The 25,085-nt window shown below is 67.7% G+C and carries 21 protein-coding genes; 4 read left to right on the top strand and 17 right to left on the bottom strand.

Features of this window, described 5'->3' with window-relative positions:
- Positions 1–103: 103 nt before the first annotated feature.
- The 4 genes from ACN20X_RS12710 to ACN20X_RS12695 all read right to left on the bottom strand — a co-directional run bounded on the left by ACN20X_RS12710 (position 104) and on the right by ACN20X_RS12695 (position 4,953).
- A complete protein-coding gene (locus tag ACN20X_RS12710) occupies positions 104–1,657 on the bottom strand; it encodes a malonate--CoA ligase (RefSeq protein ID WP_016453080.1) in 1,554 nt (517 codons plus the stop codon).
- Between the two features lie 43 nt (positions 1,658–1,700).
- Positions 1,701–2,888, bottom strand: a complete 1,188-nt coding sequence (locus ACN20X_RS12705) for a CaiB/BaiF CoA transferase family protein (protein WP_016453081.1) — start codon at positions 2,886–2,888, stop codon at positions 1,701–1,703.
- 164 nt (positions 2,889–3,052) lie between these two features.
- Positions 3,053–4,021, bottom strand: a complete 969-nt coding sequence (locus ACN20X_RS12700; RefSeq protein WP_016453082.1) for a Bug family tripartite tricarboxylate transporter substrate binding protein — start codon at positions 4,019–4,021, stop codon at positions 3,053–3,055.
- A 182-nt stretch (positions 4,022–4,203) separates the two neighbouring features.
- Positions 4,204–4,953, bottom strand: coding sequence for an enoyl-CoA hydratase/isomerase family protein (locus tag ACN20X_RS12695; RefSeq protein WP_016453083.1), 750 nt, complete (start codon positions 4,951–4,953; stop codon positions 4,204–4,206).
- 39 nt (positions 4,954–4,992) lie between these two features.
- Here ACN20X_RS12695 and ACN20X_RS12690 point away from each other — a divergent pair, with 39 nt between their 5' ends.
- Positions 4,993–5,709: a GntR family transcriptional regulator gene (locus ACN20X_RS12690; RefSeq protein ID WP_016453084.1), complete on the top strand. Its 717-nt coding sequence runs from the start codon at positions 4,993–4,995 to the stop codon at positions 5,707–5,709.
- Between the two features lie 12 nt (positions 5,710–5,721).
- Here ACN20X_RS12690 and ACN20X_RS12685 read toward each other — a convergent pair whose 3' ends face one another.
- The 9 genes from ACN20X_RS12685 to ACN20X_RS12645 form a co-directional block, all read right to left on the bottom strand.
- Positions 5,722–6,876 (bottom strand): esterase-like activity of phytase family protein, encoded by a 1,155-nt coding sequence (locus ACN20X_RS12685; RefSeq protein WP_043789635.1) that lies wholly within the window; start codon positions 6,874–6,876, stop codon positions 5,722–5,724.
- 116 nt (positions 6,877–6,992) lie between these two features.
- Complete coding sequence (locus ACN20X_RS12680) at positions 6,993–7,991, bottom strand: Bug family tripartite tricarboxylate transporter substrate binding protein (RefSeq protein WP_016453085.1); 999 nt, start codon at positions 7,989–7,991, stop codon at positions 6,993–6,995.
- A gap of 96 nt (positions 7,992–8,087) precedes the next feature.
- Positions 8,088–9,533, bottom strand: coding sequence for a malonyl-CoA decarboxylase (locus ACN20X_RS12675; protein WP_016445189.1), 1,446 nt, complete (start codon positions 9,531–9,533; stop codon positions 8,088–8,090).
- A gap of 209 nt (positions 9,534–9,742) precedes the next feature.
- Positions 9,743–10,588, bottom strand: a complete 846-nt coding sequence (gene lgt / locus ACN20X_RS12670; RefSeq protein WP_223275185.1) for a prolipoprotein diacylglyceryl transferase — start codon at positions 10,586–10,588, stop codon at positions 9,743–9,745.
- A 61-nt stretch (positions 10,589–10,649) separates the two neighbouring features.
- Positions 10,650–11,114 carry a MarR family winged helix-turn-helix transcriptional regulator gene (locus ACN20X_RS12665; protein WP_016445187.1) on the bottom strand — a complete coding sequence of 155 codons (465 nt, stop codon included), beginning with the start codon at positions 11,112–11,114 and terminating at the stop codon, positions 10,650–10,652.
- Between the two features lie 109 nt (positions 11,115–11,223).
- Complete coding sequence (locus ACN20X_RS12660) at positions 11,224–13,014, bottom strand: acyl-CoA dehydrogenase (RefSeq protein ID WP_047217624.1); 1,791 nt, start codon at positions 13,012–13,014, stop codon at positions 11,224–11,226.
- Positions 13,011–14,381: an MFS transporter gene (locus ACN20X_RS12655; RefSeq protein ID WP_017405759.1), complete on the bottom strand. Its 1,371-nt coding sequence runs from the start codon at positions 14,379–14,381 to the stop codon at positions 13,011–13,013. The genes ACN20X_RS12660 and ACN20X_RS12655 overlap by 4 nt, the downstream gene beginning before the upstream one ends.
- A 106-nt stretch (positions 14,382–14,487) precedes the next feature.
- A complete protein-coding gene (locus tag ACN20X_RS12650) occupies positions 14,488–16,659 on the bottom strand; it encodes an acetate--CoA ligase family protein (RefSeq protein WP_126311839.1) in 2,172 nt (723 codons plus the stop codon).
- Positions 16,660–16,823: 164 nt separating this feature from the next.
- Entirely contained in the window at positions 16,824–17,666 is an 843-nt protein-coding gene (locus tag ACN20X_RS12645) for a p-hydroxycinnamoyl CoA hydratase/lyase (protein ID WP_016445183.1), read from the bottom strand.
- Between the two features lie 264 nt (positions 17,667–17,930).
- On the opposite strand from ACN20X_RS12645, the gene bfr reads away from it, so the two are divergent.
- Positions 17,931–18,407: a bacterioferritin gene (gene bfr / locus ACN20X_RS12640; RefSeq protein WP_016445182.1), complete on the top strand. Its 477-nt coding sequence runs from the start codon at positions 17,931–17,933 to the stop codon at positions 18,405–18,407.
- Positions 18,408–18,745: 338 nt separating this feature from the next.
- Here bfr and ilvD read toward each other — a convergent pair whose 3' ends face one another.
- Both ilvD and ACN20X_RS12630 read right to left on the bottom strand, forming a co-directional pair.
- Positions 18,746–20,605, bottom strand: coding sequence for a dihydroxy-acid dehydratase (gene ilvD, locus ACN20X_RS12635; RefSeq protein ID WP_473210659.1), 1,860 nt, complete (start codon positions 20,603–20,605; stop codon positions 18,746–18,748).
- A gap of 189 nt (positions 20,606–20,794) precedes the next feature.
- On the bottom strand, positions 20,795–21,037 hold the full coding sequence (locus tag ACN20X_RS12630; RefSeq protein WP_016445180.1) for a TIGR04438 family Trp-rich protein: 243 nt from the start codon (positions 21,035–21,037) through the stop codon (positions 20,795–20,797).
- A gap of 107 nt (positions 21,038–21,144) precedes the next feature.
- Between ACN20X_RS12630 and ACN20X_RS12625 the strand changes: the two genes are divergently transcribed.
- The gene (locus ACN20X_RS12625; protein WP_016445179.1) at positions 21,145–21,450 is read left to right on the top strand and encodes a c-type cytochrome; all 306 of its coding nucleotides are present in this window, start codon (positions 21,145–21,147) and stop codon (positions 21,448–21,450) included.
- Positions 21,451–21,556: 106 nt separating this feature from the next.
- On the opposite strand, the gene ACN20X_RS12620 is transcribed toward ACN20X_RS12625, so the two are convergent.
- Both ACN20X_RS12620 and acs read right to left on the bottom strand, forming a co-directional pair.
- On the bottom strand, positions 21,557–22,039 hold the full coding sequence (locus ACN20X_RS12620) for a hypothetical protein (RefSeq protein WP_016445178.1): 483 nt from the start codon (positions 22,037–22,039) through the stop codon (positions 21,557–21,559).
- Between the two features lie 175 nt (positions 22,040–22,214).
- Positions 22,215–24,215 (bottom strand): acetate--CoA ligase, encoded by a 2,001-nt coding sequence (gene acs / locus ACN20X_RS12615; protein WP_016445177.1) that lies wholly within the window; start codon positions 24,213–24,215, stop codon positions 22,215–22,217.
- Between the two features lie 231 nt (positions 24,216–24,446).
- Here acs and ACN20X_RS12610 point away from each other — a divergent pair, with 231 nt between their 5' ends.
- On the top strand, positions 24,447–25,055 hold the full coding sequence (locus ACN20X_RS12610) for a TIGR00645 family protein (RefSeq protein ID WP_016445176.1): 609 nt from the start codon (positions 24,447–24,449) through the stop codon (positions 25,053–25,055).
- Positions 25,056–25,085 lie beyond the last annotated feature (30 nt).

Raw genomic sequence — 25,085 nt, 5'->3', positions numbered from 1 at the left:
AGCGGCAGCTTCGGCTTTCGCTGCACAAAAAAAGGCATCGGCGGCGCCGATGCCTTTTGCTTTTTCAATCAGGCCAGGGCGCGACCCGCGCCTTGGCGACCACTCAGGCGAACAACTGCTTGTGCTGGTCGCGCAGCAGGTTCTTCTGCACCTTGCCCATGGTGTTGCGCGGCAGCTCCTGCACCACGAAGCAGCGCTTGGGAATCTTGAAATTGGCCAGCTGGCCCTTGAGCGCATCGACCACCGCCTGGGGCTCGAGCGAAGCGCCGGGACGCGGCACCACCACCACCACGCCCACCTCGCCGAAGTCGGGGTGCGGCACGCCGACCAGGGCGCTTTCGGCCACGCCGGGCAGCTCGTTGATGAAGCCTTCGATCTCGGCCGGATAGACGTTGTAGCCGCCCGAGATGATCAGGTCCTTGCTGCGGCCCACGATGCTGACATAGCCCCGCTCGTCGAGCTTGCCCACGTCGCCCGTGCGGAACCAGCCATCGGCCGTGAACTCCTCGGCCGTCTTCTCGGGCATGCGCCAGTAGCCCTTGAACACATTGGGGCCGCGCACCTGGATGTTGCCGATCTCGCCCACGGCCACCGGCTGGCCTGCGTCGTCCACGATGCGCACGCCCACGCCGGGCAGCGCAAAGCCCACGGTGCCGGCGCGGCGCTCGGACTGGCCGCCGTTGCGGCCATCGGCACGGTAGGGGTTGGAGGTCAGCATGATGGTCTCGCTCATGCCGTAGCGCTCCAGGATGACGTGGCCGGTGCGCTCCTGCCAGTCGCGGTGCGTCTCCACCAGCATGGGTGCCGAGCCCGAGATGAACAGCCGCATGTGGGCCGCCGCCTCGCGCGTGAGCCGCGCATCGGCCAGCATGCGCACGTAGAGCGTGGGCACGCCCATGAAGACGGTGGCGTCACGCATGCGCGAGATCACCGTGCCGGGTTCGAACCTGGCCAGCCAGATCATAGGACTGCCGTTGAGCAGCGCGCCATGGATGGCCACGAACAGGCCATGCACATGGAAGATGGGCAGCGCGTGGATGAGCACGTCGCCGTCCTGCCAGCCCCAGTAGTCCTTGAGGGTTTCGGCGTTGGACAGCATGTTGCCGTGCGTGAGCATCGCCCCCTTGCTGCGGCCCGTGGTGCCGCTGGTGTAGAGGATGGCGGCCAGATCGTCCTCGCCGCGCTCCACCACCTCCTGCTCGTCGCCATGGTGGGCGGCGCGCTCCAGCAGCGTGCCGCTGCGGTCGTCGCCCAGGGTGTAGACATGGGCCACGCCCGAGGTGAAGGCGATCTTGGACACCCAGCCGAAATTGGCCGGCGTGCAGACCACGACGGCGGGCTCGGCATTGCCCACGAAGTACTCGATCTCGGCGGCCTGGTAGGCAGTGTTCAGCGGCAGAAAGACATGGCCGCTGCGCAGCGTGGCCAGGTAGAGCATCAGCGCTTCCACCGATTTGTCCACCTGTACGGCAATGCGGCTGGCGGGCGGCAGCTGCAGTGACTGCAGCAGGTTGGCCATGCGCGCGCTGCCACGGTCCAGGTCGGCCCAGCTGTAGAACAGGCTGGCGCCGTCAGCGCCTATGGCCTCTACGGCCCACTTTTGCAGATCCTGGGGAAAGGCGGCGCGCAAGGCAGCGAACAGATTGCGGTTGGTCATGGCTGTGAAGAAGAAGGAAGAATCCGCTGGGGACCGGGAAATCTCAGGCACGTTCATGGATTGGCGAAGGCGGCGCCACGGACAGCTCGCGCAGGATGCGCTCGCGGTCCGCGTCCAGCGCGGGCGGCTGCCTGCGCACCAGGGGCTGGCCGAGCGAGGCCTGCAAGGGATTGCCCGCCACGCGCAGCGTCTGGCCGCTGGGGGTCTGCACCTGGGCCAGCATGCCGCGCTCGCGCACCTGGGGGTGCTCGACGATGTCGGCCACGCTGTTGTACTCCCCCGCCGGGATGCCATTATCAGTGAGCAACCCCAGCCAATGCGCCCTGGGACTGTCCCGCAGGCGCGCCTGCAGCGCGGCCTTGAGCTCGGCCTGGTGCTCGCACCGCTGCGCGTTGCCGGCAAAGCGCGCGTCCTCGGCCAGTTCGGGCAATTGCAGCAGGCCGCAGAGCTTGCGAAACAGCGCATCGCTGCCCACGGCGATGACGAACCAGCCGTCCTGCGCCGCGAACACATCGAAGGGCGCCATGGAGGGATGCCGCGTGCCGATAGGCCCCGGCACGCTGCCCAGCGCGCCCAGGCGGGCCACGGGGTTCTCCAGCAAGGCCACCTGGCAGTCGAGCATGGAGACATCGACGCGCTCGCCCTGCCCCGTGCGCGAGCGGCGCATCAAGGCCGCCTGTGTGCCGATGACCGCGTACAGGCCCGCGCCCAGGTCGCCGATGGACACGCCCACGCGGCAGGGCCCGGCGTCCGGGTGGCCGGTCACGCTCATCATGCCGCTCATGGCCTGCACCACCATGTCGTAGGCGGGAAAGCCGCTGTAGGGCCCCGTCTGGCCAAAGCCCGAGACCGAGGTCATCACCAGCCGGGGATGGCGTGCATGCAGGGTCTCCCAGCCATAGCCGAGCTTGTCCATGGTGCCGGGGCGAAAGTTCTCGACCAGCACATCGGCGCCTTGCAGCAGGCGCTCGAAGACCTCGCGGTCCTGGGGCTGCTTGAGGTCCAGCGCAATCGACTCCTTGTTGCGATTGACCGAGAGGAAATAGGCCGAGCCCCCGTCCACGAACGGCCCGATGCCGCGCGCATCGTCGCCCGTGCCGGGCTGCTCCACCTTGATCACGCGCGCGCCCAGGTCGGCCAGCATCTGCGTGCACATGGGGCCGGCCAGCACGCGCGTGAGGTCGATGACGGTAAGGCCTTGCAGCGGCAGGCCCGTGGCTTGTTCATTCATAGGGATTTCCATATCGTTATCTATTGCTTGACGCGACACCCACAACCCATGGGACCGGCGGGGCCCAAGACCAGGACACCGAGGAAGGGCCGCCCCCCGCACCGAGGGTGTCGTCCCCCCCGCGAAGCGAGAGGGGTAAGGCACGTGGCGCCTCAGTAGGTGTCTCACTGCAGCCCGGCGCCGGAACGCTGGGTCAGGGCCTTGGACTCCTGCCCTTCCTTGAGGGCCCAGGCACGGAATTCCTCTAGGGATGCCGAGGGCGCGGCCAGATTGCCCTGCTTGGCCAGCCTGGCCTTCACATCGGGGTCTTCCAGCGCCTTGGTGCTGGCATCGAACAGCTTCTTCGCCACGTCCTCGGGCAGACCCGCCGGGGCGAACAGGCCGAACCAGAACGTGTAGTCAAAGCCCGGCACGCCGGACTCCTTCATGCCCGGCAGATCGGGGAACAGCGGCGAGCGTTCGGCCGTGCTCACGGCCAGCATGCGCAGCTTGCCCGCCTGGGCCAGCGGCAGCACGGAGGGCGGCGTGCCGAAGGTCAGGTCCACATCGCCAGCGGCCACGGCCTGTATCGATGGCGCCCCGCCCTTGAACGGCACATGCAGCATGCGCAGGCCGCCGCTGGCGCCCGCAAACGACAGCGTGGCCAGGTGCGTGATCACGCCTGCGCCCGAGGAGGAATAGCTGAGCTTGTCGGGCTGGCTGCGCGCCAGCGCCACCAGATCGCCCACGCTCTGGCCCGGAAAATCCTTGCGCACGGCCAGCAGCATGGGGGCCGAACTCCAGCGCGTGATGCCCGTGAAATTGCGCGCGCCCTCATAGCGAGCGCTCTTGTAGAGCAGCTGGTCCGAGCCATAGATGTTGGCGCTGCCCAGCAGCAGCGTGTAGCCGTCGGGCGCTGCACGCGCCACATGCTCGGACGCCAGCGTGGTGCCGGCGCCCGGGCGGTTGTCCACCAGCAGGGGCTGGCCCAGGATCTTGCCGACCTTGTCGGCCACGATGCGCGCCACCGCGTCGGCACCGCCGCCGGGCGGAAATCCCACGACCAGCGTGACGGGCCGGGCGGGATAGGACTGGGCCATCGCGCCACCGGCCAATCCGGCCAGCAGCAACGACAGTGCAAAACGCTTGAACATGGCTTGTCTCCTCTTTATTGATACCCCCTGAGTCGCTGCGCGCCTTCCCCCAAAGGGGGACGACACCCTCGGTGCGGGAGCGGTCCTTCCTCGGTGTCCCCGAGTTGGGCCGCGCCGGTTCCGTGGGCTGTGGGCGGTAGGCAGCACCACGGGCAATCTGCGTGTATGCGGGAGGATGCTGCTCAGCGCCCCTTGAACTCCGGGCTGCGTTTCTCGCGCCAGGCCCGGCCGCCTTCCTGCAGGTCTTCGGAGGCGATGCTGCGCTGCACCTCGCGCGTGATATCGGCCACGTCATGGCGGCCGCGCGCAATCAGGTTCAGGTGCTTTTTCATGCCGAACAAAGGGATGGGCGCCATGGCGGCCAGCGTGCCGGTGAGCTGGGCCACGGCCGCGTCGAAGGCGGCGGGTTCGGCCAGATGGGTGAGGAATCCGCAGGCCTTCATCTCCGGGGCCTGGATGCGCTCGCAGGTCAGGAACAGCCGCTTGGCCGTGTCCAGGCCCAGGCGCGAGACATAGCGCTCCAGCCCGCCCGCGTAGAAATGCAGGCCCAGGCGCGCGGCCGGCATGAACATTTCGGCCGCCGTGCTGCCCACGCGAAAGTCGCAGGCCAGGGCCATGTCGGTGGCACCGCCGTAGACGCCGCCGTGGATGGCGGCCACGGTCACGGCGCGGCATTGCTCGATGGCGTCCACCATCTCGCCGAAGCTGCTGCCCTCGGTCTGGCTGCCTTGGATCTCTGATATATCATAGCCACTGCAAAAGTACTTGCCCTCGCTGCGCAGCACCACCACGCGCACATCGTCGCGGCGGTTGATAAGCTCCACATGCGCGACTAGCGTGCCCAGGTCTTCGGGGGCCAGCTTGTTGGCCGCTTCGGGGCGCTGCAGCGTGATGGTGGCCAGGTGATCCTGGATGTCGAGTCTGGGCGTCATATGTATCAGTCAGTCAATCAGATATATTTGAATTAGAAAATGCTTCCAGCCAAGCAGCCATTGGAGAAAACCCCGGCCACGTCCAGCCTGCAGGAGCGTATACGGCAATCGCTGGAAGACGAGCTGCGCTCAGGCGCCATGCAGCCCGGCGATGCCATCGACGAGCCGGCCCTGTGCGAGCGCTTCGGCGCCTCGCGCACGCCCGTGCGCGAGGCGCTGCTGCTGCTGGTGGCCAAGGGGCTGGTGGAGATCGTTCCGCGCTCGGGCATCTATGTGCGGCGCCTGGATGCGCGCGAGCTGGTGGCCATGATGGAAGGCCTGGCCGAGCTGGAAGGCGTGCTGGCCCGGCTGGCCGCCACGCGCATCCATGCGCAGCTGCGCGAGCGGCTGCAGGCGGCGCTGGCGCACACCGCCGCCTGCGCCCAGGCGCAGGATGCCCAAGGCTATGTGCAGGCCAACATGCAGCTGCACGAACTGATATACGAGGCCAGCGGCAACGACTTCATCGTGGAACAGACCCGGCTGCTGCGGCTGCGCATCACGCCCTACCGGGGCCGGATGTTCGAGAAGCCGGGCCGCCTGGCGCGCTCGCAGCAGGAGCACGTGGCCGTGGTGTCTGCGATCTGCGCGGGCCAGGCGGAGGTGGCCGCCGAGGCCATGCGCCAGCACATCTGCGCAGGCGGCAGCGCCTTCACCGACATGGTGCTGGGCGCGCCCGCAAGCGCAGGCTATGAACGCCCGCGCAAGCCGAGATAGCCCGAAGAGGGCTCAGGGCCGCACTTCGAAGGCCAGGAACTGCGTGACCTGGTTGTCCGCGAAGTTGTTGTCGGCCACCAGCACCAGGGTGCGGTTGCCGTTGGCCAGGCGCGGGCCCCAGGAGATGCCTTCGATGTTGTCCAGCTTGACGCCCTGGTAGGTCACGGGCATCTCCAGCAGCAGCTCGCGCTTCATGGGCTTGTAGCTGGCGCCGACCAGGCTCTTGAAGCTGCGCACATCGGTGGTGTCCGGCTCGATGGTGGCGCGCGTCAGGCGGATGGTGTTGCCTACGCCGTCGGCAAAGGCGCGCTCGATGGCGATGAACTCGTGGTTGGAGACCGCCAGCAGCTCGGGCAGGCCGTTGTCCGGCGGAAAGCTGCCGCTGGCGGCCTTGTCCAGCGGAATCTTCGGCAGCTGGTAGACGTACTGCGCGCCGGACTTGCCCGTGGCCGGATCGAGCTTGAGGACGCGGACCACGCTGCCCGCCGCCAGCGTGGTGAGGGGGCCGTCTTCCACCAGCGCATCCTCGTTGGCCGTGAACACGCTGCCGTCGGGCGTGACGGCCAGGGCCTCGAACAGCTTGTTGTTGCGCCCTCCGCTGGTGGTGTTGTCCACGTAGTTGAAGGCCGCAGGCGTCTCGAAGTCGCGCACGAAGCTGCCGTCCACCCTGATCTCGCGCACGAAGGGCTGGAACAGGCTGGCGGGGTCGGTGCTGAAGTTGCCTTCGCTGGACACATAGAGATTGCCGTTGGGCGCCACGCGGATGCCTTCGGGGTCCACGGTGCGGCGCGTGCCCGGCAGGGGCTGGCCATCGCGGCCCTTGAGCGTGACCATCTTGCGGATGGTCACGGCCTGGATGGCCTTGTCATCGAACTGAATGCCCAGGTTGTAGAAGCGCGGCGTGCCGCGCTCGCCGCCGCGCTCATCCGAGATGGCCCAGTAGCTGCCATCGGGTGCGCGGTCCAGGCCGGAGATGCCGCCGAACTCCACGCCGTCGAACAGTGTCTTGGTCTTGATGCTGTAGTCGCCGATCAGGCGCAGCGAGCCGATGGTCTCGGGGCCGTCGTCGCTGCCGCCGCAGCCTGCCAGGCCCGTGGCCGTGCCGAAAGCCAGGACCAGCGCGAGCAGCACGGATGCGGGCGAGCGGACCTTGTCTGCCTTGTTCATATTCCCTCCCAGGATGGATCTCAGAAGGGATGGACCGTAGCCAAGGCCCGTGACAGGGTGGTGACATGCACGCGCATGCCGCCGCCCTGCCCCCGCCCTGACCAGCCCCTCGTCCGCTACTCCAGCTTGGCGCCCGAGGCCTTGACCACCTGGGCCCAGCGCGCGATCTCGCCATGCACCATGGCCGCGAACTGCTGCTGGTTCATGCCGCCGTAGTCGGCGCCGTTGCGCGCCCAGATGGACTTGATCTCTTCGGCCGAGCCTATGCGCTGCACCTGGTCGATGACCTGGGCCTGCACCGCCTGCGGCGTGCCCTTGGGCGCCCACAGGCCGTACCAGGTGGTGACCGTGTAGTCGGGCAGGCCGGACTCGGCCGCGCAGGGCACGTCGGGGAAGGCGGGGTTGCGCTTGTCGCCCGAGACCATCAGCGCACGGATGCGTCCGCTCTTGATGTGCTGGGCCGAGGAGCCCAGGCCGTCGAACATCATGTCCACATTGCCGGCGATCAGGTCCTGCAGCGCCGGGCCTGCGCCCCGATAGGGAATGTGGGTGATGAAGGTATTGGTCTGCAGCTTGAACAGCTCTCCGGCCAGATGGTGCGATGTGCCCGCGCCCGCCGATGCGTAGTTGAGCTTGCCAGGCCGCTTGCGCAGGTCGGCCAGCAGCTCCTGCACGGTCTTGCCCGGCACGTTGCGCGGGTTGACCACCAGCACCTGGGGCACGCTGGCCAGCAGGGCCAGCGCGACGAAGTCGCGCTCCAGGTCATAGTCCAGGCGGGGGTACATGGACGGCGCAATCACATGGTGGGTGCCGCCCATGAAGAAGTTGTAGCCGTCCGGCGCCAGCTTGGCCGCGTAGCTGGCGCCCAGGGTGCCGCCTGCGCCGCCACGGTTGTCGATCACCAGGGTCTTTCCCGCGCTCTTGGCGAACTGGGCCGAGAACGGCCGGGCAAAGGCATCGGTGCCGCCGCCGGCCGGAAACGGCACGACCAGGTTCACGGGTTTGGACGGCCAGTCCGCCGCCGCGCGGGCTGCCATGGGCAGGGCCAGCGCGGCCATCGAGGCCCCGGCCGCGCGCAACACCGCGCGCCGCCCCGTGGGGTGGGAAGCTTGCATGACTTGTCTCCTTGTCGCCTCTTTGAGGCTGTCTTCGTTGTCAGGCGCAGCAATCCCTGTGCAAGAAAAGGGGCACGGCATGCGCCGCGCCCCTTTTCATTTGCACAGGGCTTCGATGTCCGAGGACACCGGTATGCGGCCCTGCGCCAGCAGGCCGCGATGCTTGTCCAGGCGCTTGAGGTCGTAGAGATAGTTGACCATCAGGCCCAGCGACTGCTTGAGTCCCTTGGCCGACAGGTCGGCCGCCCAGTTGAGCCGCTCCACGCGCGCGCCGTTGCCCAGGTGAAAGCGCGCCACCGGGTCCAGCGGCCGGCCCTTGGCCGTCTCGCGCCCCAGATAGTGGGCAGCGCAAAACAGCAGGGCGCGGCGCACAGGCGCGTCGGGCTTGAGATCCTGCGGCGCATCCAGCGCCGCCAGCAGGTGCTCGGCGCCCATGCCGCCCGCCTTGAGCTCGAAGGCCTTGCGCTGGCGCTCGTCCATCTTCTCCAGGATGGCGTCGCCGTGCTTGGCGATCCAGGCGCGCAGGCCCGGAATGGGCGACAGCGTGGCGAAATGGCGCAGCCGGGGGAATTCGCCCGTCAGCGTCTCCACCACATGCTTGATCAGCGAGTCGCCGAAGCTCACGCCACGCAGGCCGGTCTGGGTGTTGCTGATGGAGTAGAAGATGGCCGTGGTGGCGCGGCCCAGGTCGGAGGCTGCGGCGGTCTCGTCCAGCAGTGGGGCAATGCTGTCGGACATCTTGTCCACCAGCGCCACCTCCACGAAGATCAGCGGCACGGTGGGCATGCGGGGGTGAAAGAAGCCGTAGCAGCGGCGGTCGCTGTCCAGGCGGTTCTTGAGATCGGCCCAGCTGCGGATGTCGTGCACGGCCTCGTACTGGATGAGCTTTTCGATCAGCGAGGCCGGCGAGTCCCAGCTCAGGCGGCGCAGCTCCAGCAGGGCCACGTCGAACCAGGTGGAAAACAGATGCTCCAGCTCGGCATCCAGCGCGGAAAAGCGCTGCTGCTCCGCCTTGGGCAATGCCAGCAGTTCGGCACGCAGGTCCACCAGAAAGCCCATGCCGCCCTGGGGCTGGGCAAACCGCTGCAGCAGCCGCGTGCGCGGCGACATCAGCGCGCGGCGCAGATCCATCTCGGCATGGCCGCGCTCGGCGTCGCTGGTGGCCGTGTCATAGCGCTTGCGTGCGGTCATCAAGGCGTCGGTGTCGGGGCCGAACTGCTCGACGATCAGCGCCCAGAAATCCTGGCGCGCCGGCAGCTCGGCCTGGGCATACCAGTCCATCAGCTGCTGCGCGTGGCGGCCACCCTCGACATCGCTGAGCGCTGCGTCGGCGGCAGCCTGCAGGTCTTCCATGAGCTTGCGCAGCTCGCGCGGGGACAGCACTTCCTGGCCTCGGCGCAGGGTGGCCTGCAGGCGCTGGGCCGTGCCGCGCGGCGCGGGAGCCTTGGCTGCATCGCCTTCGGCCTTTTTTGCAGGCGCAGCGGCCTCGGTGCTGCGAAAGCGGGACACATTGCGGGCAATCCAGTCGGTAGCCAGACCCATTCAGACACTCCTCCATATCAAGCGGTCACGGGACTGTCATGCCGCCAACGGGCCAATGACAATCCCTTGCTGCTCACATTATGGGAGTCTGTACGCCAGCGCGTGTACGCCGATGTCGCGTTCTTGTCTTCGGGCAATCCCCAGCACGCGCGCGCCACGCCAAAAAGAAAGCGGGCCCAGGGCCCGCTTCGCATTGTGTCCAGCCAGGTTCAGGCCGGCTTGCCCGCATGGGCCGGATAGGCCGGACGCCCCGCCGCCCACAGCCACATGGCAATGCCGCCGATCACCATGGGCACGCACAGCCACTGGCCCATGCTCATTCCCAGCGACAGCAGGCCCAGGAAGTCGTCAGGCTCGCGGAAGTACTCGGCAATGAAGCGGAAGGCACCATAGCCGGTCAGGAAGACCGCCGCCACCTGGCCCGGCTTGTGCTCCTTGCGTGCATACAGCCACAGCAGCACGAACAGCAGCAGGCCCTCGAGCAGGAACTGGTAGACCTGCGAAGGATGGCGCGGCAGCATGGAGCCGCTTTGCGGGAAGACCATGGCCCAGGGCAGCTCGGGGCTGGCAAAGCGGCCCCACAGTTCGCCATTGATGAAGTTGCCGACACGGCCCGCCGCCAGGCCCGTGGGCACGCAGGGCGCGACGAAGTCGGCCACCTCCAGCCACGAGCGTGCGCGCGAGCGCGCGAACCAGACCATGGAGCCGATGACGCCGATCAGCCCGCCATGAAAGCTCATGCCGCCCTGCCAGACGTAGAAGATTTCCAGCGGATGGCTGAGGTAGTAGCCGGGCTTGTAGAACAGGCAGTAGCCGAGCCGCCCGCCGACGACCACGCCGAGCACGCCCAGGAAAAGAATGTCTTCCACGTCCTTGCGCGTCCAGGCGCGGTCGCCCTGCATGCGCACGAAGGGCGGGTGGCGCAGCCTGCGCGTGCCCAGCCAGAGGAAGAGGCCGAAGGCGGCCAGATAGGTCAGGCCGTACCAGTGCACGGCGAGGGGCCCGATCTGCAGGGCCACGGGATCGATCTGCGGGTACATCAGCATGGTCGGCATTGTGCCGCAGCGCCGCATGGCCGGCGCCGGCCAGGGGTTGGAAAGATGGCGTCCCGCCCGCTCAGCCTTGCGGGCCTTCCTGGATGGCCGTGAGCTTGTCCAGGGCAGACAGCAGATGGCGCTGCTCGGTGGCGGTGAGCAATTGCTCCAGTTCGTCTTCCAGCTGCACCACCACGCCTTCGGCCCGCGCCTGCAGTGCGCTGCCGTCGTCCGTCAGGTGCAGCTGCTGCAGCCGGCGGTCGCGCGGATCGGGCTGGCGCCCGATGAGGCCGCGCTGCACCAGGCGCTCGACCACGGGCACCAGGTTGGAGGGCGAGATGTCCAGCGCCTCGCCCAGCTGGCGCAGGTAGATGCCCGGGTTGGCGTGGATGAGCACCAGGATGGAGAACTCGCTGGGCTTGAGGTCCAGTTCGGCCACGCGCCGCGCAAACAGCTTGTGGATGTGGATTTCCGCGCGCGTGAGGCGGTAGCCCAGAAAGCGCTGCAGGCGCGACTGGTCGACGGCGGGTTCGAAGGAGCTGTCCATGGACACGGATCCGGAAGAGGAAGAAGGCGCAACGAAGCAAGGCCGCACCGGCGCCTGCGGTTCTGCAGGGCCGGTGCGGCGTTCCATCATAAAAGCCCCGGCAGCCCGCTCAAGCCACGGCGGCTGGCAGCGGCGTACGGGCAGCGGCCTCGGTACGGCGCAGCCAGTGCTCCGCATCCAGCAGGCCATGCGCAAGGAACCAGGCCGCGCTGTCCGCCTTGGAGCGGCGCAGCGCCGGATCGGCCAGCGGCAGGCTGACGCGCGCCGCGCGCGCCCAGGCAAAGGCCATGCACAGCGTGCCGACCAGTCGCAAGTAGTCCTCGGCACAACGCGCCAGCAATTGCCTGTCGCCGGCAGCGCCGGTACACAGCTCGCCCGTCAGCGCTTGCATGCGCTCGGCCCAGCTGCGCAGCGCGCCTGCAAAGCCGGTCTCCATGCCCGCGGCGTCGCAGGCATCGGCCTCTTCACGCAGCACCTTCAGCAGCGGCGCCAGCGCGGCACCGCCGCTGGAGGCCACCTTGCGCTGCAGCAGGTCCAGCGCCTGGATCTGGTTCGTGCCTTCGTAGATCATGGCGATGCGGGCATCGCGCAGCGTCTGCTCGATACGGTACTCGTGCACATAGCCGTAGCCGCCGAAGACCTGCAGCGCCTCGCTGGCCAGCGCAAAGCCCCGCTCGGTGAAAAAGGACTTGACCACGGGCGTGAGCAGCGAGGCCAGCGCATGGGCCTGGGCGCGCTCCTCGGCATCCGGCGCCTGTTCGGCCAGGTCCAGCTGGTGCGCCACCCAGCCTGCAATGGCGCGCATGCCTTCGGTCCAGACGCGCAGGTCGGCCAGCATGCGCTGCACGGCCGGCTGCAGGGCGATGGGGTCGGCGGGGCCCTGCGCATCGGCAGGCCGGGGCTGGGCGCGCATCTGGCGGCGCTCGGCCGCATAGGCGCGCGCCAGCTGCCAGGCCATCTCGGCATGGCCCAGGCCCTGCAGGCCCACGTGCAGGCGGGCCGAGTTCATCATCACGAACATGGCAGCCAGGCCCTGGTGGGGCTGGCCCACCAGCCAGGCCTGCGCGCCCTCGAAGCGCATGGCGCAGGTGGCGCTGCCCTTGATGCCCATCTTCTTTTCGATGCCGTCGCAGTGGATGGCGTTGGGCAGAAAGCTGCCGTCGTCCCGGGGAATGCCGCGCGGCGCCAGGAACAGCGACAGGCCGCGCGTTCCCTCAGGCGCATCGGGCAGGCGCGCCAGCACCAGGTGGACGATGTTCTCGCTCATATCCTGGTCGCCGCCCGAGATGAAGATCTTGCTGCCGTCCAGGCTGTAGCTGCCATCGCCGCGGGGCCTGGCCTGGCTGCGCAGCAGGCCCAGGTCGGAGCCGGCCTGGGGCTCGGTCAGGCACATGGTGGCCAGCCAGCGGCCGCTGACGATGTGTGGCAGGTAGGTGGCGCGCAGGTGCTCGTCGCCATGCGCGTGCAGGCAGGCATAGGCGCCGTGCAGGATGCCCGGATACATGGTCCAGCCATGGTTGGCCGAGGCCAGCATTTCGTGCAGCGCGGCGTCCAGCAGCTGGGGCAGGCCCTGGCCGCCAGCGTCGGGGGCGCAGGCCAGTGCGGGCCAGCCTGCCTCCACGAAGGCTGCATAGGCGGCGGGAAAGCCGTCGGGCGTGCGCACCCTGCCCTGCTCCAGGCGGCAGCCTTGCAGGTCGGCCGGGCCGTTGAGCGGGGCCAGCACGTCGGCGCAAAAGCGCCCGGCCGCCTCGACCACCATGTCGGCCGTCTCCTGGTCCAGGGCTTCATGGGCCGGCATGCGGCGCCAGTCGCCCTCGGCGCCCAGCCAGTGCTGCTGGACGAAGCGGATGTCCTGCAGCGGCGGCTGGTAGTGCGAGCAATGTGATGCCTGCGCGCTCATGCCCGGCCCTCCGTGGCCGCGACCAGGCGGCGGTAGGGACCGATGGCGCTGGCCAGGCACAGCACGGACAGCAGCGCGGCCAGTGCGGACACCAGGCCCAGCGACAGGCCCACGAGCTTTTCGTCATGGAAGACGAAGTCCGTGAAAAAGGCCACGAGGAAGGGACCGAGGCCCAGCCCGATCAGGTTGATCAGCAGCAGGTAGATGGAAGTCACCTGGCCGCGCAGCTGGTTGGGCGTGACCGCCTGCAGGATGGGCGGCGCCAGCGCCACCGGCATGCCCAGAAAGAAGGTGGTGGCCGCCACGGCCACCAGGGCCACCGTGGGCGTGGGCGCAAAGGCCAGCACCAGGCCGGTGATGACGAGCACGCCGGTGGCCACCAGCGAGATGACGATCGACCCCACCTGCTTGCCGCGCGCCGTGAGGTAGTCGGCCAGGAAGCCGCTGAGCAGCATGCCGCCAATGCCGAAGGTCAGGATGATGACGCCGTAGGCCGGGCCGATCTCGCCGGGCGTCCAGCCCCACTGGCGGATGAAGGTGGCCGGCAGCCAGGCCGTGACGCCGAAGGTGATCATGGCCGTGATGCCCGGCGCCAGCAGCAGCGGCAGGAAGGCGCGCTTGTTGCGCAACACATGGGACAGGTCGGGCGCCGGTCCCGCGGGCGCGGCCACTTTGGCGGACGCGGCCCGGGCCTGCAGGCCCCGGCGCAGCGGCTCGCGCACGGTGTACATCAGCGCCACCAGCGGAATGCCGGGCAGGGCCACGAAGATGAAGGCCGCCTGCCAGGGCTTGAAGCTGCCCAGCAGCGGGAACACCACCTCGCCGGCCTGGCTGGTGGCCTGGATGACCAGGCCGCCCACGATGAAGGCCGTGGCCGAGCCGATGTACACGCCCGAGGTGTAGATGCTCATGGCGCGTGCGCGGCGCTCGGGCGGGAAGTAGTCGGCCAGCATGGAATAGGCCGCCGGCGACAGTGCCGCCTCGCCCACGCCCACGAACATGCGCGCCACGAACAGCGAGACGAAGCCCGTGACATAGCCGCCCGCCGCCGTGGCCACCACCCAGATCGCCATGCCGATGACGATGAGGTTGCGGCGGTTCCAGCGGTCGGCCAGGCGCCCCAGGAAGATGCCGACGAAGGTGTAGAAGATGGCGAAGGCAAAGCCGTGGACGATGCTGAAGACCCAGTCCGACAGCTGCAGATCCTTCTTGATGGGCTGCACCAGCAGGCCCAGGATCTGGCGGTCCACGAAGGACAGGGTGTAGGCCAGCAGCAGGATGATAGTGACGTAGTAGGCATAGCCGAGTCCGTTCGACTCGGCCGGCGCGGGCGTGGACACGCGGCCCGGCGGGTAAGGCAGGCTCATGGAGACCTCCTGTGGAGGAAGGGAAAGCGGAAAAAAGAAAGCGGGAAAGCGAGACAGGGCTGCGCATGAAAAGGGCCGGCGCGCCGCGCCAGCCCTTGCGCGGGCATCAGCCGGCGCTGTGCTCGACCAGCATCAGCGCATCGAGCGCGACCACGCCCTGCCCTTCGGGCAGCACGATGACCGGGTTGAGGTCGATCTCGCGGATGGCCGGCGTGCCGCGCAGCACCTGGCCCAGGCGCACGATGAGTTCGGCCAGCGCCTGGCGGTCCAGCGCCGGGGCGCCACGGTAGCCGTGCAGCAGCGGCGCGCCCTGCAGGCGGTCCAGCTCGCGCAGCACCTCGCTGGTGGACAGGTCGGCGTCCAGCAGGCGCGCGTCGCGCATGATCTCGGCCGTCACGCCGCCCAGGCCCGCCAGGATCACGGGGCCCCACTGCGGATCGTTGCGCGCGCCGATGATCATCTCCAGGCCACGCCGGCCCATGGCCTCGACCAGCACGCCGTCCAGCGCAATGGCGCTGTCATAGGCGGCCACATTCGCATGCAGCCGGCCCCAGGCCTCGCCCATGGCCTGCGCATCGGCAATGTTCAGGATCACGCCGCCTGCATCGCTCTTGTGGCTGAGGTCGGCCGACTGCGCCTTGAGCGCCACGGGCCAGCCGATCTCCGCCGCAATCGCCACGGCCTGCTCGGCCGAGGTGGCCAGGCGGCCCTTCGCAAACGGCACGCCGACCTGGGCCAGCACGGCCTTGGATTCGTACTCGGGCACCACCGTGCGGCCTGCGGGCAGGGCCAGCGCGACGGGCTGGGCATCGGTGCACTCGAAACTGCGCTGGCTGAAGGCGGTCAGGCGCTGCACGGCGCGCAGGGCACGCTCGGTGCTGGGGAAATACGGCACGCCCAGCGCACGCATCTCGGCGATGAACTCGGCAGGCACGGCCGCGCCCTCGTCCAGGCCCGCCACGATGACGGGCTTGGCCGGCCGCAGCTCGCGCACGGCGCGCAGCACGGGCGGCATCTTGATGCCGCAGGTCACCGGGTCGCCCTGGATCAGGCCGACGATGATGGTGGAAAAGCGCGCATCGCCAAACAGCGCATCCAGCGTGCGGAAATACAGGTCCGGCTCGACCAGGCCCTGGGCCGTGAGGTCCAGCGGGTTGCTCACGCCCACGAACTCGGGCAGCGCAGCCCGCAGCGCGGGCGAGTCGTCGTCGCCGATGGCGGGCAGGGCCAGGCCCAGCTCCTCGGCCCAGTCCAGCGTCAGCGCCTTGAAGGCGCCGGACTCGCCCAGCACGGCAACTCCCGCTGCAGCTGCTGCACCGGCTGCACCAGCCGATGGCAGCACCGGGCAGCGGATGGCGATCTCGGCAATGTCGCCCAGCTCCTCCAGCGTCTCTGCAAACACCGCGCCTGCGCGTTCCAGCTTGGTGCGCATCAGCGCATAGTCGCCGGCCATGGCGCCGGTGTGCGTGGCGGCCGAGGCGCGCGCCGCGCTGCTCTTGCCCGGATGAAGCAGCACCACCGACTTGCCCAGGCTGCGCGCACGGGCCACGGCGGCCAGAATGCGCCCGGGCTGGCGGAACTGCTCGACGATCATGGCGACCACGCGCGTGGAAGGCTGCTCCAGCAGGAAGTCCACATAGTCCTCGGCATGGCTGGCGGCCTCGTTGCCCGTGGAGATGGCGTGCGACAGCGGCAGCGCGCGGCTGGCCAGCGTGGTGCACAGCACGGTCATCATGGCGCCGCTTTGCGAGACCACGCCAATGGCGGGCCGCGCGGCATCGACCTGCTGCGCGTCGATATTCACCTCGACAAAGGTCAGCGGCACGCGCTGCAGGTAGTTGATGCAGCCCAGGCAGTTGGGGCCCTCCACCACCATGCCGGCCTCGGCGGCGAGGCGTGCGATCTCGCGCTGCTCGGCCATGCCGCGCTCGCCTGCCTCGGCAAAGCCGGCCGAGAAGATCACCACCGCGCCCACGCGCCGCGCCGCCAGCGCGCGCACCGTGTCCAGCACAAAGGGCTGGGGGATGGCCAGCACGGCCACGTCAACGCCCTCGGGCAGCTGGTCCACCGAAGCCAGGCAGGCCCGGCCGGCGATCTCGCTGCGCTTGGGATTGATCAGGTGGATGTCGCCAGCGAAGCCGTTGCGCTCCAGATTGCCCAGCACCGATGCGCCCAGCGCACCCGGCGTGGCCGAGGCGCCGACGATGGCGATGGAACGCGGCCTCAGCAGCCTGCCGATGTCGGGCCGCACGGCGGCCGCCATCTCTGTCGTTGTCATTCTTGTCTCCAATGATTAAAGCTGGGAGGCCTACCGCGCGTGGTGGACGCTGCCCAAGCGAGGGACACCGAGGAAGGGCCTAAGCCGGCCGCGCCGCCCCGCACTGAGGGTGTCGTCCCCCTCCCTCGCGAAGCGAGTTAGAGAGGGGGAAGGCGCGAAGCGCCTCAGGGGGTGACTTGCTTGCTCAAGTCGTAGGTTCCGAGACCTGGCTTGTAGGTCTTGTCGTCCAGGAACTGGCGCATGCCTTCCTTGCGGCCTTCGTTGTCGAAGCTGTTGGCGGCTTCCTGGGCACGCACCAGATAGTCCTCGGCGTTGTCGTAGCTCATGTCGCGCACGCGGCGGATGGCATCCTTGGTGGCCTTCAGGGCGATGGGGTTCTTCTGCAGCAGGGCCTCGGCCACTTCGGTGACGCGGGCCTGCAGGCGGTCGGCCGGCAGGGATTCGTTGACCAGGCCCCACTCGGCCGCCGTGCGGCCGTCGATGTTCTCGCCGAGCATGGCGTGGTACATGGCGCGGCGAAAGGACAGCAGCTCCACCGCCACCTTGGAGGCGCCGCCGCCGGGCAGGATGCCCCAGTTGATTTCGGACAGGCCGAACTTGGCGTCATCCGAGGCAAAGGCCAGGTCGCAGGCGAACAGCGGGCCGTAGCCGCCGCCGAAGCACCAGCCGTTGACCATGGCGATGGTCGGCTTCTGGAACCAGCGCAGGCGGCGCCACCAGCCATAGCTCTCGCGCTGGGCCTTGCGGGTGCCGGCCAGGCCCGTGGCCTCGGTCTCGCGGAAGTATTCCTTCAGGTCCATGCCGGCAGTCCAGGCCGTGCCCTCACCGGCCAGAACGACCACGCCCACGTCGTCACGGAACTCCAGGTCGTCGAGCACGCGCATCATCTGGCGGTTGAGCTGGGGGCTCATGGCATTGCGCTTTTCGGGGCGGTTGAATTTCACCCAGGCCACGCGGCCTTCGACGGTGCAGGACACGGTCTGTTCTTCGGTACGTTCGGTGCTCATTGCGCTTCCTTGTGCAAAAGGGAAATGGGAGGTTGGACACCGATGCTTCGGATCCATAATCGTTATGATAAATAACTATTATTCGACATAGCAATACAGCGTTTACCCTAGGCCGGTCACCACCCAGACCGGTGGCGATGCGAATGCTTCTGCGTCGCGCATGCATGCAATGCGCGGCACGCGGGGAATTGCGGCAGGTGTTTTGGCCGATCCGGGGGTTCACGCGATACTTGCGGTGTTCAACACAGTCAGGAGAAGAAGAACATGCAAGGCCAGCCAGAAGTCATCGAATGCCTCATAGAGCTGCTGCGCGGCGAACTTTCCGCACGCGACCAGTACTTCATCCACTCGCGCCAGTACGAGGACCAGGGCCTGCTGCGCCTGTTCGAGCGCATCGGCCATGAGATGGAAGAGGAAACCCAGCACGCCGACGCCATCCTGCGCCGCATCCTGTTCCTGGGCGGCCGCCCCGACATGCGCCCGCACGAGTTCACGCCCGGCGAGACCGTCGAAGAGATGCTGCGCAAGGACCTGGCCACCGAATACCGCGTGCGTGACAGCCTGCGCTCGGCCATGGCCCTGTGCGAGCGCCACGGCGACTACAACAGTCGCGACCTGCTGCTGGCCCAGCTGCGCGACACCGAAGAAGACCACGCCTACTGGCTGGAGAAGCAACTGGGCCTGATCGAGAAGATCGGGCTGCCCAACTACCTGCAAAGCAAGATGGGCGAGCCGGCCTGAATGAAGCTCCCCCTGAGGCGCTTCGCGCCTTCCCCCTCTCTCGCTTCGCGGGAGGGGGACGACAGCCTCGCGGCGGGGCGGCCCTTGCTCGCTGTCCCTTGTTTTGGCCGCGCCAGTTTTTCAGGCACTTCCCATAAATGAGAGTGGGCTGTTTGCTCCACGATGAAAACCCGAACCGGCAGCCACGATGAAACGGCAAGCCGGTCGCCCCACGATGAAACAAGAGCCCTCAAGGGCCTGAGAGAAGAGAAAAGAAAAAGGGATGGAAAGCCGCAAGGCCTTCCATCCCTTTTCATTTCCATCGGGTGCGCACCGCCGGGCAGCGGTGCAGCCCGGTGTCAGTCGTCCAGCAGCGACAGGTCGCGCACGGCGCCCTTGTCGGCCGACATCACCAGCTTGGCATAGGCCTTGAGCGCGGCCGAGACCTTGCGCGGGCGCGGCTGGGCGGGCTTCCAGCCCTTGGCATCCTGCTCGGCGCGGCGGCGGGCCAGTTCCTCGTCGGAGACCAGCACGTTGATGCTGCGGTTGGGAATGTCGATGCGGATGCGGTCGCCGTTCTTCACCAGACCGATGGCGCCGCCAGCGGCAGCTTCGGGAGAGCAGTGGCCGATGGACAGGCCCGAGGTGCCGCCCGAGAAGCGCCCGTCCGTCAGCAGCGCGCAGGCCTTGCCCAGGCCCTTGGACTTGATGTAGCTGGTCGGGTACAGCATTTCCTGCATGCCGGGGCCGCCCTTGGGGCCTTCGTAGCGCACGATGACGATGTCACCGGCCTTGACCTTGTCGTCCAGGATGTTCTGCACGGCCTCGTCCTGCGACTCGGTCACGTGGGCCGTGCCCTCGAACACATGGATGCTTTCGTCCACGCCGGCCGACTTGACCACGCAGCCGTCCAGGGCGATGTTGCCCGTCAGCACGGCCAGGCCGCCCTCCTTGGAGAAGGCGTGCTCGTAGGACCGGATGCAGCCTTCGGCACGGTCCAGGTCCAGGCTGGGCCAGCGCGTGTTCTGGCTGAAGGCCACCTGGGTGGGGATGCCGGCCGGTCCTGCCAGGTAGAAGTGCCGCACGGCTTCGTCCTGGGTGGTGGTGATGTCCCACTGCGCCAGGCCTTCGCCCAGGGTCTTGGCGTGCACGGTGGGCACGTCGGTGTGCAGCTTTCCGGCGCGAGCCAGCTCGCCCAGGATGGCGAAGATGCCGCCGGCGCGGTGCACATCCTCGATGTGGTACTTCTGCGTGTTGGGCGCGACCTTGCACAGCTGGGGCACCTGGCGCGAGAGGCGGTCGATGTGGGCCATGGTGAAGTCGATCTCGGCTTCACGGGCAATGGCCAGCAGGTGCAGGATGGTGTTGGTGGAGCCGCCCATGGCGATGTCCAGCGTCATCGCGTTCTCGAAGGCCTTGAAGCCCACCGAGCGCGGCAGCACGGATGCGTCTTCCTGCTCGTAGTACTCGCGGGCCAGCTCGACGATGCGGCGGCCGGCGCGCTTGAACAGTTCCTCGCGGTCGGCATGCGTGGCCAGCACCGTGCCGTTGCCGGGCAGGGACAGGCCCAGGGCCTCGGTCAGGCAGTTCATGGAGTTGGCGGTGAACATGCCCGAGCACGAACCGCAGGTGGGGCAGGCCGAGCGCTCGACCTGGGCGACCTGCTCGTCGGTGTAGTTGGAGTCGGCCGCGATCACCATGGCATCGACCAGGTCCAGCTTCTTGAACTCCAGCGTGTGCGTGGTGGGATTGGCCAGCTTGGTCTTGCCCGCTTCCATGGGGCCGCCCGAGACGAAGATCACGGGAATGTTCAGCCGCATGGCAGCCATCAGCATGCCGGGGGTGATCTTGTCGCAGTTGGAGATGCACACCAGCGCGTCGGCACAGTGGGCGTTGACCATGTACTCCACCGAGTCCGCGATGATGTCGCGGCTGGGCAGCGAATACAGCATGCCGTCGTGGCCCATGGCGATGCCGTCGTCCACGGCGATGGTGTTGAATTCCTTGGCCACGCCGCCTGCGGCCTCGATCTCGCGCGCCACCAGCTGGCCCAGGTCCTTGAGGTGGACGTGGCCGGGCACGAACTGCGTGAAGGAATTGGCGATGGCGATGATGGGCTTGTCGAAGTCGCCATCCTTCATGCCGGTGGCACGCCACAGGGCGCGCGCACCAGCCATGTTGCGGCCGCCGGTGGAAGTCTTGGAACGGTATGCGGGCATGGGCAATCCAGTTGTCTGTCGTCTCGGTCCGTCCCTGGTCCTGTGGGGAAGGCCAGGGTCTGGGCGAAGATTATGGCGCAGCACCCGCCGCACCGCTGGGGCGCAGGAATGCCCCGGCCGGCGTGGACCGCCCCTTTGCAGACCCCAGGCATCGCCTGCGGCGAAGCCTGCTGCGCAATTCAGATCCGATCAGCGGCGCGAACGCGTGCCCGTGCCCATGGCTTCCTTGTTCTTTTCGATGCGCTTCAGGCGCCGCTGCTCGATCTTGTCAGCCGCGCGCCGCTTGGTGTAGCCCGACATGTCCGCCCAGGCCCACCAGGCCGCCGTCAAGCCATAGGCGCCCAGGATGACGTACCACGACCAGGTGGCGACAGGTTCGATATCGGCCAGCTTGAGCAGGGTGAGCAGGACCGCAATTCCCAACAGATACATCACTTCTCCTTCGCCACAAAGCGCTTCACACGAGGTAACGCATCACGCATGCGCGCCCACTACAATGGTTCGCATAATTATTCCCGACAACACCCCAGGAACTCATGATGAAGCAGACATTGATTGCATTTGCCCTGACCGTCGCCGCCGTGGCCCCCGCCATGGCCGACCAGGCACTTGCCACCTCCAAGAACTGCATGGCATGCCACGCAGTGGACAAGAAGCTGGTGGGCCCCTCCTACAAGGATGTGGCCGCCAAGTACGCCGGCCAGAAGGACGCCGTGGACAAGCTGGCAGGCAAGATCATGAAGGGCGGCAGCGGCGTCTGGGGCCCGGTTCCCATGCCCGCCAACCCCCAGGTCAACGAAGCCGATGCCAAGAAGCTGGCCGCCTGGGTGATGTCGCTGAAGTAGGCTCCGCCTTTCCTTCGGGGCCCCGCCTCAGGGCCCGCAAAAAAACCGCGCAACGCAAGTCGCGCGGTTTTTTCATGGTCCGCCGGTGAATCCGGGCCCGGCCCCCTTACCTGTAGTCCGCAGCGCCCGTGCCGGGCTGCTGGTGCAGGCGTACCTGCTGCTCCAGCTGCCCCACATAGGCGGCCGTGCTGTTGTCCGACTCCTGGGCGCGCTGCACCAGATGGGCCTCCAGCGCATCCAGCCGCGCCATCAGCACCTCCTTGTCACGCGCATGCAGGTCTTCCAGCACGGTGCGCAGCTCGGTGAAGCGCGAGGCCTCGGCCTTGTCGGCCAGGTCGCGCTGGGCCTGCATTTCCTTGGCGTGTCGGCGCGCCTCCATCAGCACCGAGCCCTGTAGCCACAGCACATAGGCGACGAAGAACACGCCCAGCAGGCAGGTCAGCGCCAGCATCAGCACGCCCAGCGGCGCCTGGACATCGGTGACGCCCAGCGACACGACGGATGGCGCGGCCAGCGTGTTCCAGTTGAATGCCGCCAGCAACGCAATCAGGGCCACGGTGATCAGCAACGACAGGGTTCTCAGATTCATGGTGAAAGGCCTCCCTCGGCAGTGGTGAAAGCAACAGCTTCGGTTGTACCGCAACCATCATGCCTGAGCTGTCGGCCCACACAAAATAGGACTGCAAGACAGGGCGCCGCCCGCAGTCCGGCCAAGAAAAAACCGGAGCCAGGGCTCCGGTTCTTCATGGCGGTCGTGTCGGACCTCAGTTCGTCTCGGCCAGCTGGTCGAGGATGGCCGGGTTCTCCAGCGTGCTCGTGTCCTGGGTGATGGCCTCGCCCTTGGCAATCGAGCGCAGCAGGCGGCGCATGATCTTGCCGCTGCGCGTCTTGGGCAGGTTGTCGCCAAAGCGGATGTCCTTGGGCTTGGCGATGGGGCCGATTTCCTTGGCCACCCAGTCGCGCAGCTCCTTGGCGATCTGCTTGGCTTCCTCGCCCGTGGGGCGTGCCCGCTTCAGTACCACGAAGGCGCAGATGGCCTCGCCGGTCAGGTCGTCGGGGCGGCCCACGACGGCAGCCTCGGCCACCAGATCCGTCTTGGCGACCAAGGCCGATTCGATCTCCATCGTGCCCATGCGGTGGCCGGAGACATTGAGCACGTCGTCGATGCGGCCGGTGATGCGGAAGTAGCCCCGGTCCTCGCTGCGCACGGCGCCGTCGCCTGCCAGATAGGTCTGCCCGCCGAGTTCGGCCGGGAAATAGCTCTTCTTGAAGCGCTCGGGGTCGCCCCAGATGGTGCGGATCATGCTGGGCCAGGGCTTGGTGACCACCAGCAGGCCGCCTGCGCCGTTGGGCAGTTCGTGGCCGGTCTCGTCGACGATGGCGGCCATGATGCCCGGCAGCGGCAGCGTGCACGAACCCGGCACCAGCGGCGTGGCACCCGGCATGGGGGCGATCACGTGGCCCCCGTTTTCGGTCTGCCAGAAGGTGTCCACGATGGGGCAGCGCTCGCCGCCCACATGCTTGTGGTACCACATCCAGGCCTCGGGATTGATGGGCTCGCCCACGCTGCCCAGCAGGCGCAGGCTGGACAGGTTCCAGTTCTTCGGATGCACGGCGGCATCGCTGTCGGCGGCCTTGATCAGCGAGCGGATGGCCGTGGGAGCCGTGTAGAAGATGGTGCAGCCGTGGCGCTCGATCATCTGCCAGAAGCGGCCCGCATTGGGGAAGGTGGGCACGCCCTCGAACACGATCTGCGTGGCGCCAGCGGCCAGCGGGCCGTAGGCCACGTAGGTGTGGCCCGTGATCCAGCCGATGTCGGCCGTGCACCAGAACACGTCGCTGGGCTTGAGGTCGAAGGTCCACTCCATGGTCTGCTTGGCCCACAGCACGTAGCCGCCCGTGCAGTGCTGCACGCCCTTGGGCTTGCCGGTGGAGCCGCTGGTGTAGAGGATGAACAGCGGGTGCTCGGAATCCACGGCCACGGGCGCGCACTCCGTGCTCTGGCCGGCCAGGATCTCGCCGAAGGTCTTGTCGCGGCCCGCCGTCATGGCACAGGCCGTGGCCGTGCGCTCGTAGACGAAGACATGGCGCACGGCCTCGCAGCCGCCCAGCGCCAGCGCGTCGTCCACGATGGCCTTGAGCGGCAGTTCCTTGCCGCCGCGCATCTGGTAGTTGGCGGTGATCACCGCCACGGCGCCCACGTCGACGATGCGTTCCTGCACCGCCTTGGCCGAGAAGCCGCCGAACACCACGCTGTGCGTGGCGCCGATGCGCGCGCAGGCCTGCATGGCCACCACGCCCTCGATGGTCATGGGCATGTAGATCAGGACACGGTCACCCTTTTGCACGCCCTGCGCCTTGAGCGCGTTGGCGAACTGCGAGACGCGCTCCAGCAGCTCGCGGTAGCTGACCTTGGTGACCTCGCCGCCATCGGCCTCGAAGATGATGGCCGTCTTGTGCTCGACGGCCGTGCCCATGTGCTTGTCCAGGCAGTTGGCGCTGGCGTTGAGTTCGCCGTCGGCGAACCAGCGGAAGAAGGGGGGATTGCTGTCGTCCAGCACCTGGGTGAAGGGCTTGGACCAGACCACGTTCTCGCGCGCCAGGCGGGCCCAGAAGCCCTGGTAGTCGTTCTCTGCCTCGGCGCACAGCGCCTTGTACTGCTCCATGCCGGAAATGCGGGCCTTGGCGGCAAAGTCTGCCGGCGGCGGGAAGACCCGGTTCTCCACCAGTACCGATTCAATGGGGGATGCTGTTGCGGTGCTCATGCTTGCTTGTCTCCTGGGCTGGCCAAATAAAAATTGTGGTGTGACTGTCGGGGGCCGGTCTTACATGCCACTGACTGAAACACCCTTGGGTGCGTCTACCTGGGGATTCCCCGCAGTTCCTGGCTGTCACCGGCAATGGCCTGTTTCGCCGCTAAAATCGCGCGCCCGTTTTCCACGGCCATTGTCCCCTCCCATCCACGCCCCCACGCAAGACAAGCGCGACCGACCACCATGGCCCGCCAGCAAAACTCCAACCGAGCCCCCGGCTCCCCCCTGCGTCCCCTGCCCTCCCTGATCTTCGCCAGCCGCTGGCTGCAGCTGCCGCTGTACCTGGGCCTGATCGCCGCCCAGGGCGTCTATGTCTGGCACTTCCTGCTGGAGCTGTGGCACCTGATCGAGGCCGCCTTCGGCAACCAGGAAGCGCTGCAGGCGCTGATCACCAGCATCGGCTACAAGCACGATGCGCCCATTGGCGCGCTCAACGAAACCATCATCATGCTGGTGGTGCTGGCGCTGATCGACGTGGTGATGATCTCCAACCTGCTGATCATGGTCATCGTGGGCGGCTACGAAACCTTCGTCAGCCGCCTGGGCCTGGACAGCCACCCCGACCAGCCCGAGTGGCTGGGCCACGTGAACGCCTCCATCCTCAAGGTGAAGCTGGCCCTGTCCATCATCGGCATCAGCTCCATCCACCTGCTCAAGACCTTCATCAACGCAGGCAGCTACGACGTCAAGGTGCTGATGTGGCAGACCATCATCCACGTCACCTTCCTGGCCAGCGCCCTGGCCATCGCCTATACCGACAAGCTGATCAACAGCACGGCCGGCAACCACTGAGCCGGCGGCATCCCACACCGAAGCCCCGCA

It is taken from the genome of Delftia sp. PX-1 (genome assembly GCF_055797465.1).
This window is presented reverse-complemented; position numbering and strand designations above follow the sequence as displayed.

Bases quoted from the DNA above. Each gene is read 5' to 3' on its own strand.
- ACN20X_RS12700 (WP_016453082.1), bottom strand. From the start codon at position 4,021: ATGTTCAAGCGTTTTGCACTGTCGTTGCTGCTGGCCGGATTGGCCGGT.
- ACN20X_RS12645 (WP_016445183.1), bottom strand. From the start codon at position 17,666: ATGAGCACCGAACGTACCGAAGAACAGACCGTGTCCTGCACCGTCGAA.
- lgt (WP_223275185.1), bottom strand. From the start codon at position 10,588: ATGCCGACCATGCTGATGTACCCGCAGATCGATCCCGTGGCCCTGCAG.
- ACN20X_RS12620 (WP_016445178.1), bottom strand. From the start codon at position 22,039: ATGAATCTGAGAACCCTGTCGTTGCTGATCACCGTGGCCCTGATTGCG.
- ACN20X_RS12650 (WP_126311839.1), bottom strand. From the start codon at position 16,659: ATGACAACGACAGAGATGGCGGCCGCCGTGCGGCCCGACATCGGCAGG.
- ACN20X_RS12680 (WP_016453085.1), bottom strand. From the start codon at position 7,991: ATGCAAGCTTCCCACCCCACGGGGCGGCGCGCGGTGTTGCGCGCGGCC.
- ACN20X_RS12630 (WP_016445180.1), bottom strand. From the start codon at position 21,037: ATGTATCTGTTGGGAATTGCGGTCCTGCTCACCCTGCTCAAGCTGGCC.
- ACN20X_RS12710 (WP_016453080.1), bottom strand. From the start codon at position 1,657: ATGACCAACCGCAATCTGTTCGCTGCCTTGCGCGCCGCCTTTCCCCAG.
- acs (WP_016445177.1), bottom strand. From the start codon at position 24,215: ATGAGCACCGCAACAGCATCCCCCATTGAATCGGTACTGGTGGAGAAC.
- bfr (WP_016445182.1), top strand. From the start codon at position 17,931: ATGCAAGGCCAGCCAGAAGTCATCGAATGCCTCATAGAGCTGCTGCGC.
- ACN20X_RS12625 (WP_016445179.1), top strand. From the start codon at position 21,145: ATGAAGCAGACATTGATTGCATTTGCCCTGACCGTCGCCGCCGTGGCC.
- ACN20X_RS12665 (WP_016445187.1), bottom strand. From the start codon at position 11,114: ATGGACAGCTCCTTCGAACCCGCCGTCGACCAGTCGCGCCTGCAGCGC.
- ACN20X_RS12660 (WP_047217624.1), bottom strand. From the start codon at position 13,014: ATGAGCGCGCAGGCATCACATTGCTCGCACTACCAGCCGCCGCTGCAG.
- ACN20X_RS12685 (WP_043789635.1), bottom strand. From the start codon at position 6,876: ATGAACAAGGCAGACAAGGTCCGCTCGCCCGCATCCGTGCTGCTCGCG.
- ACN20X_RS12690 (WP_016453084.1), top strand. From the start codon at position 4,993: ATGCTTCCAGCCAAGCAGCCATTGGAGAAAACCCCGGCCACGTCCAGC.
- ACN20X_RS12695 (WP_016453083.1), bottom strand. From the start codon at position 4,953: ATGACGCCCAGACTCGACATCCAGGATCACCTGGCCACCATCACGCTG.
- ilvD (WP_473210659.1), bottom strand. From the start codon at position 20,605: ATGCCCGCATACCGTTCCAAGACTTCCACCGGCGGCCGCAACATGGCT.
- ACN20X_RS12705 (WP_016453081.1), bottom strand. From the start codon at position 2,888: ATGAATGAACAAGCCACGGGCCTGCCGCTGCAAGGCCTTACCGTCATC.
- ACN20X_RS12675 (WP_016445189.1), bottom strand. From the start codon at position 9,533: ATGGGTCTGGCTACCGACTGGATTGCCCGCAATGTGTCCCGCTTTCGC.
- ACN20X_RS12610 (WP_016445176.1), top strand. From the start codon at position 24,447: ATGGCCCGCCAGCAAAACTCCAACCGAGCCCCCGGCTCCCCCCTGCGT.
- ACN20X_RS12655 (WP_017405759.1), bottom strand. From the start codon at position 14,381: ATGAGCCTGCCTTACCCGCCGGGCCGCGTGTCCACGCCCGCGCCGGCC.